Annotated in this window: 10 protein-coding genes and 2 pseudogenes; 7 read left to right on the top strand and 5 right to left on the bottom strand. The window is 35.2% G+C overall.

Annotated elements, in window-relative coordinates:
* Window positions 1-31: 31 nt before the first annotated feature.
* The 5 genes from F596_RS0106280 to F596_RS0106260 form a co-directional block, all read right to left on the bottom strand.
* Entirely contained in the window at window positions 32-1,546 is a 1,515-nt protein-coding gene (locus F596_RS0106280) for a leucine-rich repeat domain-containing protein (RefSeq protein ID WP_036857782.1), read from the bottom strand.
* A gap of 77 nt (window positions 1,547-1,623) precedes the next feature.
* Entirely contained in the window at window positions 1,624-3,168 is a 1,545-nt protein-coding gene (locus tag F596_RS0106275; RefSeq protein WP_019036277.1) for a PKD-like domain-containing protein, read from the bottom strand.
* A 66-nt stretch (window positions 3,169-3,234) separates the two neighbouring features.
* Window positions 3,235-3,909, bottom strand: coding sequence for a DUF4843 domain-containing protein (locus F596_RS0106270; protein ID WP_019036276.1), 675 nt, complete (start codon window positions 3,907-3,909; stop codon window positions 3,235-3,237).
* Between the two features lie 17 nt (window positions 3,910-3,926).
* Window positions 3,927-5,330 (bottom strand): RagB/SusD family nutrient uptake outer membrane protein, encoded by a 1,404-nt coding sequence (locus F596_RS0106265; protein WP_019036275.1) that lies wholly within the window; start codon window positions 5,328-5,330, stop codon window positions 3,927-3,929.
* 3 nt (window positions 5,331-5,333) lie between these two features.
* Complete coding sequence (locus F596_RS0106260; protein WP_019036274.1) at window positions 5,334-8,126, bottom strand: SusC/RagA family TonB-linked outer membrane protein; 2,793 nt, start codon at window positions 8,124-8,126, stop codon at window positions 5,334-5,336.
* 660 nt (window positions 8,127-8,786) lie between these two features.
* Here F596_RS0106260 and F596_RS0106255 point away from each other — a divergent pair.
* From F596_RS0106255 to F596_RS0106230, 7 genes and pseudogenes are all read left to right on the top strand, one after another.
* Entirely contained in the window at window positions 8,787-9,215 is a 429-nt protein-coding gene (locus F596_RS0106255) for an HU family DNA-binding protein (protein WP_008451105.1), read from the top strand.
* A gap of 196 nt (window positions 9,216-9,411) precedes the next feature.
* The gene (gene dnaK / locus F596_RS0106250; protein WP_019036273.1) at window positions 9,412-11,313 is read left to right on the top strand and encodes a molecular chaperone DnaK; all 1,902 of its coding nucleotides are present in this window, start codon (window positions 9,412-9,414) and stop codon (window positions 11,311-11,313) included.
* Window positions 11,314-11,847: 534 nt separating this feature from the next.
* A pseudogene (locus F596_RS10910) lies at window positions 11,848-12,054 on the top strand (helix-turn-helix domain-containing protein).
* Window positions 12,047-13,006, top strand: a complete 960-nt coding sequence (locus tag F596_RS0106240; protein ID WP_019036271.1) for a BRO family protein — start codon at window positions 12,047-12,049, stop codon at window positions 13,004-13,006. Before F596_RS10910 ends, F596_RS0106240 begins: the two are co-directional and overlap by 8 nt.
* Window positions 13,007-13,019: 13 nt before the next feature.
* Window positions 13,020-13,678, top strand: a pseudogene (locus F596_RS11320) (DUF7149 domain-containing protein); the annotation flags it as partial.
* 6 nt (window positions 13,679-13,684) lie between these two features.
* The gene (locus tag F596_RS10905) at window positions 13,685-16,669 is read left to right on the top strand and encodes a type IIG restriction enzyme/methyltransferase (protein ID WP_154648184.1); all 2,985 of its coding nucleotides are present in this window, start codon (window positions 13,685-13,687) and stop codon (window positions 16,667-16,669) included.
* 101 nt (window positions 16,670-16,770) lie between these two features.
* Window positions 16,771-17,472, top strand: a complete 702-nt coding sequence (locus tag F596_RS0106230) for a DUF2971 domain-containing protein (RefSeq protein ID WP_238292742.1) — start codon at window positions 16,771-16,773, stop codon at window positions 17,470-17,472.
* Window positions 17,473-17,809 lie beyond the last annotated feature (337 nt).

Genomic DNA, 17,809 nt, shown 5'->3' with positions numbered 1-17,809 from the left:
TTTATTGTTATAATACTTTCTATGTGTCGCATTAAAGCTCTGCTACCTCTGCAAAGTTAGCTTTACCCCATCTTTCATTGTTACTATATTGCTCTTTGCTTCCTTTAGGGACGTAAAGTTTTTTGGTTGTTGGAGTTTTGTTAAAGATGGCAGCATTTGTTGTGGGAGGTGTTGTTGCACGACAGATAACTTCAGCAAGGTTAGAGCAACCGGTAAATGTGTTTAGAAAAACTTTATTAAGTGTAGAAGGCAGATCTACTTTTGTTAGTTTTTTACAGTTAAGAAATGCCGAATGCTTTATCTCTGTAACACCTTCTGGAATTACAATACTGGTTAAGCTTTCACAGTTATGAAAAGTTTTCACATTAATGACTTTCACTTTCTCTGGTATATTTACTTTGCTCAATTTTTTGCAATCAGCAAATAAGCCACCTCCTATAAAGTTAACATTCTTTGGAAGTAGAACCTCAGTTAGCTCTTCGCAGCTACTAAAAGCAGATAGTTCTAATCTTTCTAACGTTTCTGGGAGTGTTATGCTCTTTAGCGATTTACAACCATAAAAAGCCTGACTACCTATTAAAGATAGATTTTTAGGAAGCTGAACAGATGATAATGATTTGCAATCCTTAAAAGTAGTAGCTTTTATCTCTGTAATATTATTTGGAATAATGATAGACTCCAGACTGCTGCAGGCACTAAAAGCGTTTTCTTGAATATCCTTTAAAGAAGTAGGCAACTTTATTTCCGTTAATTGATCACAGCCATAAAACATACTTTCTCCTATGGTTTCAAGCCCTTCATCTAAAGAAACTTTCTGTAAATTATTACAAAAAGCAAATGCGTTTGGTTTTATTTCTTTTACCGATTTAGGTATATTTACCTCTTGCAAAGCGTGGCATTGATAGAAAGCATCTTCATCTATTTTTTCTAAATTAGAAGATAAAACTACTCTATGCAACTTGTTGCAGTAAGAAAATGCTCCTTTACCAACATATTTTAATGTAGAAGGAAATATTATTTCTTGTATTGGTGTTTCTTTAAAAGCCTCAACATCTATACCCGTAATGCCTTCTTTAAGAACTATTTTGCCATCTTCTGGTATTAACTCTGCAGGCCATTTTTTTATAACATTATCTTTTATCTCAACGCCATCAGGTATCTGTGTGTCAGTTTCCTCTACAAGAATACTTACCTTTGCTTGCTCTTTACTATCTTCATCGGTTACAATAAGTTCTGTTTCGCCTATAGAAAGCGATTTGATGGTTATAACATTGTTATTTAAAGTTGCTATAGCTATGCTGCTATCTATAACTTTGCAACTATATTTTCCGTTTCCTTGTAGAATCTTTATAGATGCTTCCTGACTTGCTTTCATCAAGAGCGTAGCTGTAGAAAGTTGCAGCTTTTCATAAGTCTTAGTGCCTTGCGAACCTTTCTGTTCTTCTTTTTTTGTTGGATTAATATCATCATTGTCTTTGCTACAACTTACCATAAAAGCTGCGAACAATATTAAAGCGACAAATGAATATTTACAAAAAACTTTCATAATTACTTTTTTTTATTTGTTATTTTTATTAATTTATATTATGTGATATTATTACTTACTGTTATGAATATCTTTTTTTATTTTATTCTATCTAAATGTTCTTTTCCATTTCCTTTAAACACCATTCTACGTATTTTACCTCCCACGTTATGGTCAGCTTCTATAATTTTTCCGCTTTCTTTGTTTGTTGCATTGATTATGAAAACAGAGGCACATGAATATTTTGAAGCTTTCTTATCTTCGGCAGCAACATACATTTCATTGGAATTATAAGGATTGAAGATGATTTGTTTTACCTTAAAGTTTTCACCCAAATCTATATAAGGCTTATTGCTAAAGTTTTGCGCTTCATAGTTAAAAGCGAATATTTTACCATTTTCGTTACCATAATACATTATTGGTTTTGTAGGGTTTACACCAATAGCATCGGTACTTTTTATATTGCCATTAGACGAGATGTTAGTTAAAACAATTTCTTTTATTTTCGGATTTTTTTGTGATGTACGGGAAATAGATAATCGATAAATATTAACCTCTTTATTGCTTGTATATCCTACAAATAAGAAGTGGCGTGGCTCATAACGATTGTCAGCCAGTCCGTCTGCATATACTCCATCACAAGGTAGTAATGCCATAGGTGTAACATCACAAACAGTTTCACCTAATGCTGTCCTTCCTATTGCAGCAATATACAGTAAATGTTTTGATTTCAAATCAAAATATACACGTACCATATCGGTAGGTAAAGGAATAAAAGAACAAGCTAAATCGGCTATTTTAACGTCCTTAGGCATTTGGTGATTAATTTTATCCTCAAGGAAATGATGGTTTAATGTCATTAAGTAATCCTTACCATTTCCTACGAAAAAAATTACATTAAAATCTCTATTCCACATAAAGTTTTGCCCTCCAAACGGCGCAAAAGCAAAGTTTGGATAAAATTCGCCTTTGCCATCGTATTGCACTTCTGTTTTTACTTCGAGTGTGTTAGGGTCGAGCAAGTAAACTTTTCTTGGATTATCGGTACTAATAACCACATTTAACCCATCTGTGTCTTCTATGTTGTTAGGGTTTGTAATACCTTCTCCTGTCCAGCAAAGGGCTAAAGGCTCTGTTCCTAATGTAAGGTTAGGGTTACTTTGTTTGAAAACGTTTGTAGCCATAGGTATATTACTTATGTCTAAAGCCTTATAAGCAAGTTCGGCACCTTTCTCTCCTTCAGTAAATAATAGTAGCCCGCGATTGTAATCGGAGTAAACAAAGAGTTTAAATTCTATAATTTTAGCTGTTTCGTCAGCCGCCGTTACCTTTAGGAAACATGAAAAGGTGCCTAATGTAGAGCAAGTGTAATTTAATGTTTCTTCATTACTTACTTCTTTGTGATTGATGTTCCACTGGTAAGTAACTTTTTGTTTCTGATCGTTAGAGAACTTTATGTTTGGCTTTATTTGCAATATAGCACCTTGTTTTATGCTATATGCTTTCTCTATACCTTCAATATTACTTAGTTTTCCTTCTGTCTTTTTATGGCTCAGGTTACTATTTTCCAAATTGTTTTCTGAGCAAGCTGTTAATAATAACATTGCTATAAACAAGAGGTAGATGTTTTTTAGTTTTTTCATTTTGTCTGTTTCTATTAATTAAATGTCTGTTTTTTTTTTAATAAATATTTATCTAAAATATGGTACCTATACCTCCCAAGTAACATTAGGGAATATTACACCTTCTTCGGGGTGAAGGTCGAAATATTCTTTTACACGTTTAAAAATGCGCAGGTATTCATATTTACGATCTTCAAACTGTTCTTTTCTTACAGGGTTACCATAATATTCTATAAATTTTTGATATTTCTTAATATTGTATTCTCCTAACCAATAAGCCACCGATGACCACCATGAAGGAATGTCTAACCGGTTGTTAAATAATATTTTAGCTATTTTATGCTCCATAATCTCTGGCTGTAATGGCGATGAGGGATCAATGCCAAGGGTTAGCGTATAGGTAGAATGGTCGTCTAAAGAGCGACGATTTATTTTTATCTTCAATGTATCGTGGGTAGCATTTGGCTTTATTGTTCTGTTTAATATTAAAGGGTCGTAATGCAAATTGGCAATAGCAGTTGTTGCAGTGTCTATAATTTGCAATTTGTAATAACGTTCTTCCATGTGCAATTCTCCTATTGTTTCTATAATAACGCTCACCACCGAATCGGTAGTTGCGTATGGCAAACTGCCTAAAGATATGTTATAGGTAGATTTCTCAAAGCATATCCCACTTTTAGATGGCTCTATAAAACAAGACGAGCAACCTGATATGAGTAATAGTGCTGTGGAAAAAAGAATGGTAGAAAGTGTTTTTTTCATAACTTTTGTTTTTGTTTTTATTTCTCTAATCCATTTTCGCTTTCGGGTAGTGGCAGTACATAGGTTTCGTTACTGGCCTCTATATGTTTACCGTTCAGTCCGTCCATGCTACGCCACAAACGTTTGTAGGTGAAGAATATTTGCCCTTCTCCCCAATATTCTCTTGTTATCTCGTCAGCTATCCATCTTTGAAAGAGCTTCTTAGTACTAATTTCGTCCATTGATATAGGTTGTAAACCTCTTGCCGTTACAACTGTATTTATAGCCTTTAGCGACTTTTGTTTATCCTTGTCATATATAGCTTCTGCTAAAATATAATACATCTCAGGAAGACGAATCATATTAATTCCGGGTGTTCTGTTAGACTTCCATTGCTGGCTTTCATCATAATCTTTATCATAAAGCTTTATAAAAGCAGTAACAGGCTTTCCCCAATTAGTAGCAGTAAAATAAGTTTGATACCGATAGTCATTATTTATGGTAGAGAAAGTCTCAGTTTTAAACAAGCGTTTATAGTTTTCTCTTACCATATTGCAGGTAGGCGTGCTATGTTCAGGATAAAACAATTGTCGTACGTTGATGTACATTTTAGGCGCATTTAACACCCAAATACATTCTGTTTCTGCATCATAACCTCTGAAAAGCTGTAAAACATCGTTTTCTTTCACCAGTTTATAGTGGCTGTTTATAACCTCTTCTGCTAAGGCGGCTGCCTTTTTGTTGTTGTTTCCCCATAAAGCCACACGAGCTTGTATAGCTTTTACGGCATTGAGGGTGATATATACATTTTTAACGGTTGGATATTCTTTCTTTAAAAACTCTTTTTTTGCTTCTTCTAAGTCGTGCATAATGTCTTGATAACATTCTTGTACGGTTTTCTTTTCACATATCTGGTTACTTGCCTTTGTTATATATGGTATGGCTAAAGCGTTAGGATTATTAATATTTGGTGCAAAAAGACGAAGCAAATCAAAATGTAACATTGCTCTAATGGCAAGGGCTTGTGCTCTGTAGTTGCACATTTTAGGGGTGTCTTTATCTTTTATGTGTTCTAAAAGGCTATTAATGGCATAAATATCATAATAGGCTGTTGCCCAAATCTGGTCTATTATTCGTCTTACTTCTTTATCTTTATATTGTAAATCGTATGTTTTTGCAAGTAGGGTAGTTGTAGACGACTCGTGGTCGTTATAATATAGTTGTGCTATCTCATCTATAAAACCAAAAGAGAGGTTACTACCGTAAAGGTCGGCTTTTGTAAGCGTGGCGTAAATGCCTGTAAGAGCGTCTTTTGCACCTTGCTCATCGGCAAACATTTGCTTGTCATTGATAAGACCGGGCGTGTCTATATCGATGAAATTACATGCAGAAAAAGTAGATGTAAGCAGACTTATTATAAAAAATATTTTTATTGCTTTCATTTCTTATATTTTAATGTTAAGTCCTAACTCATAGATATTTGCAAACGGATAAGCTAAGCCTCTTTCACGCTTTATAGTAGATAGGTGTAGGAATTGTCCCATAGAAAAAGTAAAGCGTACATATTGCAGGTGAGCTAATTTGCACAAACTATTTGGCACGTCATACCCTAACATAAGCGAAGTGCCCTCTAAAGCGTATTCTTTCTTCACAAATCTAGATGTGGGAGGTGTATCTTCTTGAGCAGCAATATGCTTATAGATAGCTTTATCGCCAGGCTTTTGCCAGCGGTTGTAAAACACTCTCTTGTCAGCATTATACATAGGGTTAATGCCTTCTACCTTGTTTGCCAAAGTTCCGTTATAGATGGTTGCACCTAAACGATAGTTAAACGATACGGTAAGGCTAAAATTGCTAATATTAGCAGCTAAGCCAAATGCTCCTTGCAGCGTTGGAGTAAGGTCGCCAACTACTTTTCGGGCATTATAATTGTATGTATAAGTTTGCTCACCATCTTGTCCAATAAATATTTCCTTACCGTTTGAAGGGTTTATACCTGCTGAGAGCATTACTTTTAAGGCTGTAAGCGACTCTCCTTCAGCGTATATTGCTGCGGGTAGCCTACCTGAGAGCTTTGCGTTATGTGCGTTTTGATTTCTTAAGTAATCGCTTATTTTTACAATTACATTGTGATTGTGGCTCGCTGTAAAATATGCGTTTAGACCCCAAAGCCTACTATTTATAATCCTACCACGCAACGACAGCTCGTAACCACTGTTGCGTATCTGACCTAAGTTTTCTTTTGCATTGGCAAAACCTGTATGCAAAGGTTTTGATATGGTCATAACCACATTATTAGTTGTGTTTTTATATATGTCGAATGAGCCACTTAAGCGGTCGGAAAATAAGCTAAAGTCAAGACCCAAATTGGCTTTTATGGTTCGTTCCCATTTTAAGTTCGGGTTTACTAATGCTACAGGCATAGCTCCTATTTCGTTGTTATAAATGTAATTGGCATGGTATCGGTAAGCTAATTGAGCCTGATAAGGGTTAAAACTAACGTTACCTACGGTGCCTATGCTTGTCCTGAGCTTTAACAAATTGATAGGGGTGTCACTAAAAAATTGCTCTTTATGTATATTCCACCCTAATCCTATCATGCAAAAAGGAGCATAGCGTTCTGATGTTCCAAACTTTGACGATCCTTCACGGCGAAAAGATGCATCTATGAAATATTTATTTTCAAAAACATATTGCACGTTTAAATAGCCTCCAAACATTCTTGCTTTGTCTTTTCCTCCCTTTGGTGTACTCCCTTCAGCAAATGCTGCCGCCTGTGAAGCATGGTCTATCTTGTCTGATAGTATCCCAATGGCTGTAAACCCATTACTTTCGTCGTCTGTAGCCTGAAGGTTAAGTCCTAAGGTAGCAATGAGTTGATGCTTTTTTATAGCTTTAGCCCAAACTAAAAAGGCATTTGCCGAAAAATCGGTAGATTCGCTGTGCATAATATCAAAACTACCACGCTTAGCCTTATCCGTATAATGAAATTTTACAGAATGTGGCGAATAAAACGTTTCGTTATCGTTTTGCGTTTGTGTTAAAGAGGCTGTAGCTTCTAAGCGTAGATGTTTTAAGATATTCCAACGCACTTTAGCACTGTTTGTAACAACCTTGTTTTTTTGCAGAATATAGCTGGAAAGAGTCTTTTCAAAGATAGGATTAGCCATACCAAAGGCAAGATGGTTGTTTAGCTCTCCGTAGCTATTGTATGGCTCATCGTATGGGTTTAGTCTTGTATAGTCCGAAAAACTGCCATAAGGCACATCATGACTTTGCCCACCCATTATAAGTGCAGTGTATTGTAAGAAGAATTTTGAAAAATCGCCGTATGTCAAATTTACTCTCACCGAGCCATCTCTTCTGTCGCTTTTATCCATAACTCCCCGCACATCATTAATCCCTGCCATAAGCGTATAACGAAATAATGGTGTTCCGCCCATAATGTTAATGTTATGTGTTTGTGATAACCCTGTACGTAACGGCATTTTTAGCCAGTTGGTATTAACACCTGCTTTTACCCTGTCCAGTCTTGCATAATAGTCTTTTTGGCGTTTTACATCTATATCGCTGTTGCCTATGAAACGACCATATAAACCTGCTTTGCGCTCAAATTCTAATTTCTCGGCAGCATTAAGCAGATTATAATCAGACAAATCGGCTACACTCACCTGAAAACGATTACTATAATCGATGTTCAGTTTTCCTATATGAGAAGGTAATGACGTTATTACAATAACACCGTTGGCAGCTTTTGAGCCATAGTAAGTAGTGGCAGCAGCATCTTTCAACACAGATATTTGAGAGATGGTGGAAGGCTTTAAGCTGAAAACTACTCGTACATCTACCTCTACGCCATCGAGAATGAAAAGCGGAAGGTTAGTATGGTCGCCCTCTATAAAACTACTTCGCCCACGTATAATCATATCTGGCAACTTGTTTGGGTCAGACCCTTTATTATTGTCAGGGGTTAGCTCAAATCCGGGAACATTATTTTTTATCAGTTCTAACAAGTTTGTGTTTACTTGGCTCTTTATGGTTTTTCTATCGATGGTAAATGCCGAACCTGTATATATTTCCTTAGGCTTATTAATATAGCCTGTAACCACCACTTCATCGAGCATTTCTTTGCGTATAGACGTAGTGTCTTTATGTGTTTGTGCTAAACAAAGTAGGCTTATAAAAAGCAAAGATATAGTTGTAAAAACATATTTGTTATCCCGATGTATTAGTGCCATTATTGCCTTAATAGTTCTATCTGTTTATTAAATAGGAAATGCAAAATTAATATATTACTAAAAGTTTGACAATACTCAAATTTGGTGATTTTATTGTAGATAATACGTTATAAAATATTTTCTTAAAATGTTTTAAACCTATATTATTGCGCTTATTTATCTTATATTAGCGTGCGAATTGCTACCAAAACTAACGTTTTGTTAGTTTTGGTAAATATTTCTCTTTTTGTAAATATAATTAATCTTCGTTACCTTTCTACATTTTTAGGTATTTTGCTTGTTCTTTTCTGTAGATATTTTGCTAAAAGTAAAGTTTTATTTATATTGCTGTTTTTAATAATAAATATAGGTTTTAGCAAAAAGGCTCATTTCTAAAAAGCCTACACACCTTATGTATAACATAATAATATAGCATACTATGTGCTTTGAAAGCTATAGTTTTATCTGTAAAAAGAAGGCGAGTGAAAAATGAAAATAAATTATTTTTCTATCAAAAATAATCTAAAAATACTTGGAAAATAAATTATTTTTGTTTATATTTGCATATCTTTTCTATAAAGATAGGCAATCTTTTGTTATATATAAAGTCAGTAGTTTTATTAATATTATGTATTGCCTTTTGATAGATAACCTAACAGATTAACAAAAAAAAAGAATATTATGGCAGTAAAGATCAGATTACAGCAAAGCAAGTTTAAGGAAAATAATCGTGGCGGAAAGTGGCACGCTCGTACGGTAAGTAATGGTATTTCTACTATTAACGATTTATCTAATGCTATTCAGGAAAGTACTTCGTTTACGCGAGGTGATGTGCGTGGTATTGTAGTGGCGTTGATAGACGAGATAGGTTTTCAGCTTGCAAATGGAAAGACGGTAGTCTTAGAAGGGCTTGGGCGCTTTCATCTCACTGTGGAGAGTACTCCTTCAGATAGTCCGGAGGATTTTTCTTTGCGTAAAAATATAAAGAGTGTAAAGTGTAAGTTTGTGCCTTCAGGTCGTCGCGATCCTGATACTAATCGCAAAGTGGAGGATTTTGGGTTTGGTGTGCAGGTAGCATGGGCAGATAAAAATAATAGAGAGCTGAAATAAGACGCTTTATGGCAGGAGCACGCGTAGAGAGTTTTCTTCTAAGAGTAGGTAATCTTTAAGAGCAAAGAAGTCTGCCATCTTGTCATACTTTCTTTCGTTGGCACAACCTTTGTAAATAATTAAGCGAACGTCAATGTATAACGCATTGGGGTAATGATACAAGAATAATAAAAATAAAAAAAATATATATATAATTATGGGAAAGATTATTGGAATTGACTTAGGAACAACTAACTCGTGTGTTGCAGTATTTGAAGGTAACGAGCCAGTAGTAATAGCTAATAGCGAAGGTAAACGTACTACTCCTTCTGTAGTAGGCTTTGTAGAAGGTGGCGAGCGTAAGGTGGGCGATCCTGCTAAGCGTCAGGCTATCACAAATCCAGAAAAGACAGTTTATTCTATTAAGCGTTTTATGGGTGAAACCTACGATCAAAGCTCTAAAGAGGTAAATCGTGTACCTTTTAAAGTTGTCAATGAAGGTGGTTATCCACGTGTACAGATAGACGATCGCAAATATACTCCTCAGGAAATATCAGCTATGGTGCTTCAGAAGATGAAGAAGACAGCAGAAGATTATTTAGGACAAGAGGTAACCGATGCTGTTATCACCGTTCCGGCTTATTTCTCTGACTCTCAGCGTCAGGCTACAAAAGAAGCAGGGCAGATTGCAGGCTTAAATGTTCAGCGTATAGTTAATGAGCCTACTGCAGCAGCATTAGCTTATGGTGTAGATAAGGCTAATAAAGATATGAAAATAGCAGTATTCGACCTTGGTGGTGGTACTTTTGATATATCTATATTAGAGTTTGGTGGTGGTGTCTTTGAGGTGCTATCTACTAATGGTGATACACATCTTGGAGGTGACGATTTTGATCAGGTAATTATAGACTGGTTAGTAAATGGCTTTAAAGCTGACGAAGGTATAGATCTTACAAAAGATCCTATGGCTATGCAACGCTTAAAGGAAGCTGCTGAAAAGGCTAAGATAGAGCTAAGCTCTTCTTCTTCTACAGAGATCAACTTACCTTATATAACTGCTGAAGGTGGTGTGCCTAAGCATTTGGTAAAGACTCTTACTCGTTCACAGTTTGAGCAGTTAGCTCATGGCTTGATACAGGCTTGTTTAGTGCCTTGCCAGAATGCTATCAGGGACGCTAAGCTTTCTACTAGCGATATAGACGAGGTAATACTTGTAGGTGGTTCGAGCCGTATACCTGCAGTACAAACATTAGTAAAAAACTACTTTGGCAAAGAGCCTTCAAAGGGTGTTAACCCTGATGAGGTAGTTGCAGTAGGTGCTGCTATACAAGGAGCTATTCTTAACAAGGAAAGTGGTGTAGGAGATATTGTCTTGCTAGATGTAACACCATTAACGCTTGGTATCGAGACTATGGGTGGTGTAATGACTAAGCTAATAGATGCTAACTCTACTATACCTGTTAAGAAGAGCGAGGTATTTTCTACCGCAGCCGACAATCAGACAGAGGTAACAATACATGTTCTTCAAGGTGAGCGTCCTATGGCATCACAAAATAAGAGTATTGGGCAGTTTAACTTAACTGGTATTGCTCCTGCTCGTCGTGGTGTTCCACAGATAGAAGTAACTTTTGATATTGATGCTAATGGTATCTTAAGCGTATCTGCTAAAGATAAGGCTACAGGCAAAGAGCAATCTATTCGTATCGAAGCATCAAGTGGTTTGAGCGAAGATGAGATTAATCGTATGAAAGCAGAAGCAGAGCAAAACGCAGCATCTGATAAAGCTGAACGTGAGAAGATAGATAAGCTTAACCAAGCAGACTCTATGATATTCACTACAGAAAACTTCTTAAAGGACAATGGCGATAAGGTGCCTGCCGATCAGAAATCGGCTATAGAAACAGCTCTTCAGCAGCTTAAAGATGCTCATAAGGCTCAAGATATAGCAGCTATAGACACTGCTACGGCTAATCTAAACAGTGTTATGCAGGCTGCTTCACAGCAAATGTATAGTCAGGCAGGTGCTCAGGCAGGTGCAGCTAATAGTCAGCAGGCACAGCAAGAGCAGCCAAAACAAGATGATAATATACAAGATGCTGACTTTGAGGAAGTGAAATAAAACAAAATTAGAATATATAAGTCCATACCTTCCTGTTATAGGAAAGTATGGACTTTTTTTTGTTTAAAAAAATCAAACTAAGAACATTATAAAGAAAGTAAAAAAAACAGTAAAGATAAAAAGCCATTGCCTACAGCTAAGCGTAAGCTGTTATATATATTGGTTTTTATAAGAGGACTTCAGATAATTGTTAGCATATAGATAAATTTATTAAGTAAAACAGTTTGTATCTTTTTGCTACTAACATATGAAATAGAGTGGGGGGAAGAGATAGAAACTTAAGTATAAAGTAATGATTTAAATAAGAATATCTAAATACTATGTAAAGCATGTTCGTGTATTGGCAGCTACAAACATAAAAGACGTATAATTATAGCTTGAAACTGAAGTCAAAAGTAGATAGTCTGATGCAGCATAATTAACAACATAAGAGAGGTAGATATTAGGACTTTTAAAATGGGAGAAAATATCTCCTCCTTTTCTATTCTTTATACAAGAATATTTACTATATTTGCAAACAATCATATAATATTTATGGAAAGTCCAACTAATAGAATTAAAGAGGTACTTATCGAGAAAGGGATTAAGCAAACATGGCTTGCATAGAAACTCGGTAAGAGTTTCACTATTGTGAACTCCTACGTTTGCAATCGTCGTCAGCCAAGCCTAGAATTGCTATTTCAGATAGCAGAGATTTTACAAATCAATCCAAAAGAATTGATTAACACCCCAGATGAGTAACTTTATTATGGCAGAGCATAAAACATCTATCCGCTTTTTCAACGACCGTGAAGTAAGGGCAGTATGGGACGACGACCATAATAAATGGTGGTTCTCAGTGCTGGACATCATTGCTGCGATTAACGAGCAAGATGATTACCAAAAGACGAGGAACTATTGGAAGTATCTCAAAACAAAGTTGAAGAAGGAGAATAACGAACTGGTTAGTGCTACTAAGCAACTAAAGCTAAAAGCCTCTGATGGGAAACAACGATTGACAGATACGTTAGATAGTGAGGGAGTAATCTTGTTGGCAAAGGCAATACCCAATGTCAAGGCAATGGGATTTCTTGATTGGTTTACTTACAGCGACAATACCATTGATGGGCAGAGTAAGAAGAAATCCTACCAACTCTTTGAGAGTGGACTCTTGAAAACAGCAGAGCCTGGTAATATCAAATGTCTGCAACAGATACACGCTTATCTCTTTGGAGGATTGTATGACTTTGCAGGACAAATCCGAACTAAGAATATTTCAAAAGGAGGATTCACTTTCGCTAATTGTATGCACTTCCCTGAAACCCTGCAAACAATAGAGCGAATGCCCGAAACTACCTTTGATGAGATTATGGACAAATATATTGAAATGAAAATTCGTGCAAACGAGTACCATGTGAACTCGTTCACTAATGGTAGAGTGCAGCCGAATTTACGCAATGTTGCCCATCCATTTATGGAGGGTAATGGTCGTAACACTCGCATTTGGCTTGACCTCATGCTAAAGCGTTCTCTCAAACGGTGTGTGGATTGGAGCCAAATAGACAAAAACGAATACCTTACCGCAATGCGTGAGAGTATTTCTGATAGCACGTACATCAAAGCCTTGGTACAACCTGCCCTCACTACAAAGATTGATGACCGAGAAATGTTTATGAAGGGCATTGACTATTCGTACTATTATGAACAAGAATAAGAAATAATTAGTTATGGCACAACTAACGATAAAACAATCGATAAATAAAATTTATTATCAACAACCTGTAGTTAAGGAAGATATATTGAAGTTTAAAACAGCATTATCTGAATTCTATCACAAAATATTAGATAAACAGATAGAAGGGAACCAAGAAACTCACTTACGTGATTTTCTTAAATCCACATTCTATAAAGATTATGAAATTAACAAGCCTGAAGACAATAATATTGATTGGGCAATTCATCTAGGGAACAGAGAATCCTCCAATATCGGAGTTATTATCGAAGCAAAGCGAACTGCAAATCAATCTGAGATGATATCAACAACTGATTTAAACAGAAAAGCTCTACATGAACTTATTTTATATTTTCTTATCGAAAGAGTTGAAAAGAAAAATGATGATATAAGAAATCTTATCGCAACAAATATGCGGGAGTTCTTTTCTTCGATGGTCAATTGTTTGAACAATTATTTTATAAGAACAAATCTTTTCTAAAAGAATTCAAAAAGTTCAGAGATGGGGTAAAGACAGATAAATCGACCTCTCATTTTTATAATGAAATAGCTTACCCATATGTAGCAACTATTTTAGAGAATATTGATTATACATATTTTAATTTAGATTCATTTGCCAAATCCTTTGATGATGAAAAAAAATTAAAAGAAATAATTCCATTGTACAAAGTATTCAGCAATATTCATATCCTGAAACTGCCTCATACAAATGATAGCAACACCTTAAATAAATCGTTCTATACAGAACTCCTACATATCATTGGCATTGAAGAAGTAACAGTATCAAGTAAGCGTTTTATTAAACGCAAAAGAAACAATCGTTATGCTGCTTCATTATTAGAAAATGTTATTAACAAGTTAAAAACAGACGATAGTCTCAGTGTCTATAATGAAAAAGAATTGAAAGCTTTTGGTTTAGATACGGATGAACAGGAGTTTAATGTTGCATTACAGCTTTGTATCACATGGATAAATCGTATTTTATTCTTAAAATTATTAGAGTCTCAACTCATAAATTATAACAATGGAGATAAGAATTATCGATTTCTAACCATAGACAAAATAACAGACTTTGACGAGCTACATCGATTATTCTTTCAAGTTTTAGCTGTTGATTACGAGAAGCGAACTACGGATGTCAATAATGATTATCCCAATGTGCCATACCTCAATAGCTCATTATTTGAGATAAGTGAATTGGAACAAAAAACTATCAAAATAAGTGGTCTTTCACAAAAAGAGAAACTTCCAATTTTATCGAATAGCATTCTTAAAAAACAAGAGAAATATAGAAATGTTTCTGCACTTTCAACTATCGAGTATTTGTTTCTGTTCCTGGACTCCTACAATTTTGGAAGTGATAAAGCCGATGAAATAACTGAGGACAATAAGACTTTAATCAGCGCATCAGTGTTGGGACTCATCTTTGAGAAAATCAATGGTCATAAAGATGGGGCTGTATTTACACCTGGCTACATAACGATGTATATGTGTCAGCAATCTATAAGAAATGCCATCGTTCAGAAGTTTAACGATACATTTGAATGGAATTGCAGTTCTATCAAAGATATATACAACAAAGATTTAGATATTGTAAAAGCAAATGAGATTATTGACAGCATCAAGGTTTGTGATCCTGCTGTAGGATCAGGACATTTCCTCGTTTCCGCCCTCAATGAAATTATCTTAATAAAATTCGAGTTGGGAATATTGGTAGATGCTAATGGTAAAAGAATAAAGAAACAGGATTACACTTTTACCATTGAAAATGACGAGTTGTTAGTGAGTGATGCTGAAAACGAGAATCTTTTTGAGTATCATCCAAAGCAAGTTGAGAGCCAGAGAATTCAAGAAACTTTATTCAATGAGAAGAAAAAGATAATCGAGAACTGTCTCTATGGCGTAGACATCAATCCAAACTCCGTGAATATCTGTAGACTTCGTCTGTGGATAGAACTATTAAAGAATTCTTATTACACTGCTTCAAGCGATTATAAACATTTGGAGACATTGCCTAATATTGATATCAATATCAAATGCGGTAATTCTCTATTAATGAAACATACGTTAGCTGATAATATTAATCAAGTTTTAGCTAACACGACTCTGACTGTCAAGAAATACAAAGATGATGTAAAGGCATACAAAGCGACATCAGATAAAGCCAACAAAAAGGAAATTGAACATGATATTCAAATTATAAAATCGCAAATAACTTCTGGACTCAGCAGCAAAAGTCCTGTTTATAAAGAATGGGCAAAAGCCAACTTAGAATTACTAACTTTAGAAAATGATGCGTTTGAAAGCACGGACACAAGATTCTTGAGCAGAGTTGAGGCAAAAAGGAAGAATGTAAAAAAACTCAAAGAGAAAGTAGATGACTTAAAAGAAAATTCGCTCTTCAGAGATGCTTTTGAATGGCGTTATGAATTTCCTGAAGTCTTAGATGCAACTGGTAGATTTGAAGGCTTCGACTGCATTATTGGTAATCCTCCTTACGGCGTTTCATTCAAGAATGACCTTCGCACAAAAATAGTGGGGCTGTGGGGACACCTGCCTGACTACGAAATATACTATTATTTTATAGAATTAGCACGACAAATTCTAAAACCCCATGGTACTCTTGGATATATCGTCCCGAATACTTGGCTCTTTAATATGAATGCGAGTATGTTTAGGAACACTGTACTCAATCATTGGAAAATAATAGAGATCTTAGATTGCTCACAGTTCAACATCTTTGAGTCCGTAACCGTACGCAATACAGTCTTCAATATGCAGTTGTCAGACACTGGCAGTGATGTAATTGGGTTTAGAAATACAAGCAACGCAGACAAATTCTCAGAACTTATTAATGAAGAACTTGAAATCATAGCCAAGGAAAAACTTTTAGGTTTAAATCAAAATTGGGGATTGGCTTTTTCTCGCTCAGAAGAGATTATAGAATTAGTTGAAAAAATAAAAAGTTCACATTCATGTTTAATCAACTTATTTCCAGATATAAGTCAGGGACTAATTGCATATGACAAATACAGAGGGCAAAGTAAAAAAATAATAGAAAATAGAGCATACCATTATAGTGAGTATAAAGAAGGACTAAAAAGATGGCTCTGGGGGGAGGACATAACACGATATGGCATCAAATGGAATGGTAAAGAATATATAGATTACTGCGATGGAATTGCCAATCCCCGAGAGCCAAAGTTCTTCGTGGGGCGTAGATTATTGGTTAGAGAGATTACTAATCCATCTATCTACGCTACTATTGTGAATGAAGAGTATTATAATGATCCTGCCATATTAATAGTATTAGAGAGCGAGTTATATTCATTGAAAGTTTTGTGTGCTATATTAAATTCAAATTTAGCCACATTCTACCATTTCAACCACTCACCTAAGGCAACAAAGGGAGCTTTTCCTAAAATCCTTATTGCAGACTTAAAGAATTTTCCGCTGCCAGAGATTTCTGAAAAAGCTAAGACTGACTTAGAAGAAATGGTAGACGAGATAGCAGTAGAGAAGAAAGCAAACAATCAAAAACGTGTAGAGGAACTTGACGAGAAGATTGACAACTTTGTGCTTAAACTATATCATATTACAGACAATAATGAAATAGAGATGATAAAATCATCTATCAAAATTTAAAACCAAATATGAAAATCTACCATTATACAACAATAGAAACATTAGCTCTGATTCTAAAGAATAGAACCATACGCTTTAATCGACTTGATAAGGTTGACGATATGGAAGAAGCAATGTATGGCTCTGGGGATTCTAATATAATGTTAGGGCAATACTGTTTTGTTTCGTGCTGGACAAAAGATGATAAAGAGAACCTTGCGCTATGGAAAATGTATACCAACTATAAAGGTGTACGAATAGGACTTGACGAAGATATATTTGTCAAATATAGAGTCAACGACACTTTCTATAGTTATTTCAAGGAATGGAACCATATAGAGGGTGATTGTGTATTTATGTTACCAAATAATGAAGCCAAATTACAAGAAATTCACTATGTTCCTGATAATAAGTCATTAATAAACAATTTAATAAAAAAAGAAGGAGATGGCATCTCTATAAACACAAAGGATATGGGATGTATTAAGCGAGATTCATGGGCATTTCAAAACGAATATAGATTTAGGCTGATAGCTCAACCTTTAAACCCTAAATTGATGGACATCAATGAAACGTCTAACCTGTTTAATTCTCTAAAGCATTTAATGGATGTCATTACAAAATCACTAGCACAAAATTACAAGGTTCATACAGAATATGTAGATTTACCCATGAAGCTTGAAGCACTAGATAATATTGAGATTATGTTGGGCCCAACAACCTCATTAGCTGACAAAATTATTGTAGAAACTCTTTTAAGAGATTTTTCTAATACGAAAATTATAGATAGTTATTTTAAGGGTAAGATAAAGGATAAATATTAAATTTCTTTTGGTTCAAATATTTGGCTTGCGGACTGATAACCTCCAAGATGTTTTCTAATCAATGCTACTCAAATTAAGGAAACATTGGCGTATAGCTCATTTTGCAGGATGATTTTGAGAAGTATGTATCCTATAGCTCAAATTGCAGGATGATTTTTTCCGATGTTTCTTCGTTGAAGCAGCTTACATATTGTACCTTTGGTTTGCAGTTTGAAGCGTAGTGAAGCTCTGCTGGGGAGCAACTTCATAAGGAATAGAACTGCGCAGATTGACAAGTATGGGCAGGAGTTGCTATCAACGCGGCTCCTGCTTTTTCATACTTAGAGATTCTGCTAAT

It is taken from the genome of Prevotella amnii DSM 23384 = JCM 14753 (assembly GCF_000378745.1).
Lineage (GTDB): Bacteria > Bacteroidota > Bacteroidia > Bacteroidales > Bacteroidaceae > Prevotella > Prevotella amnii.
Note: the sequence above shows the minus strand (reverse complement) of the source record. Positions and strands in the feature narration are given on the sequence as shown.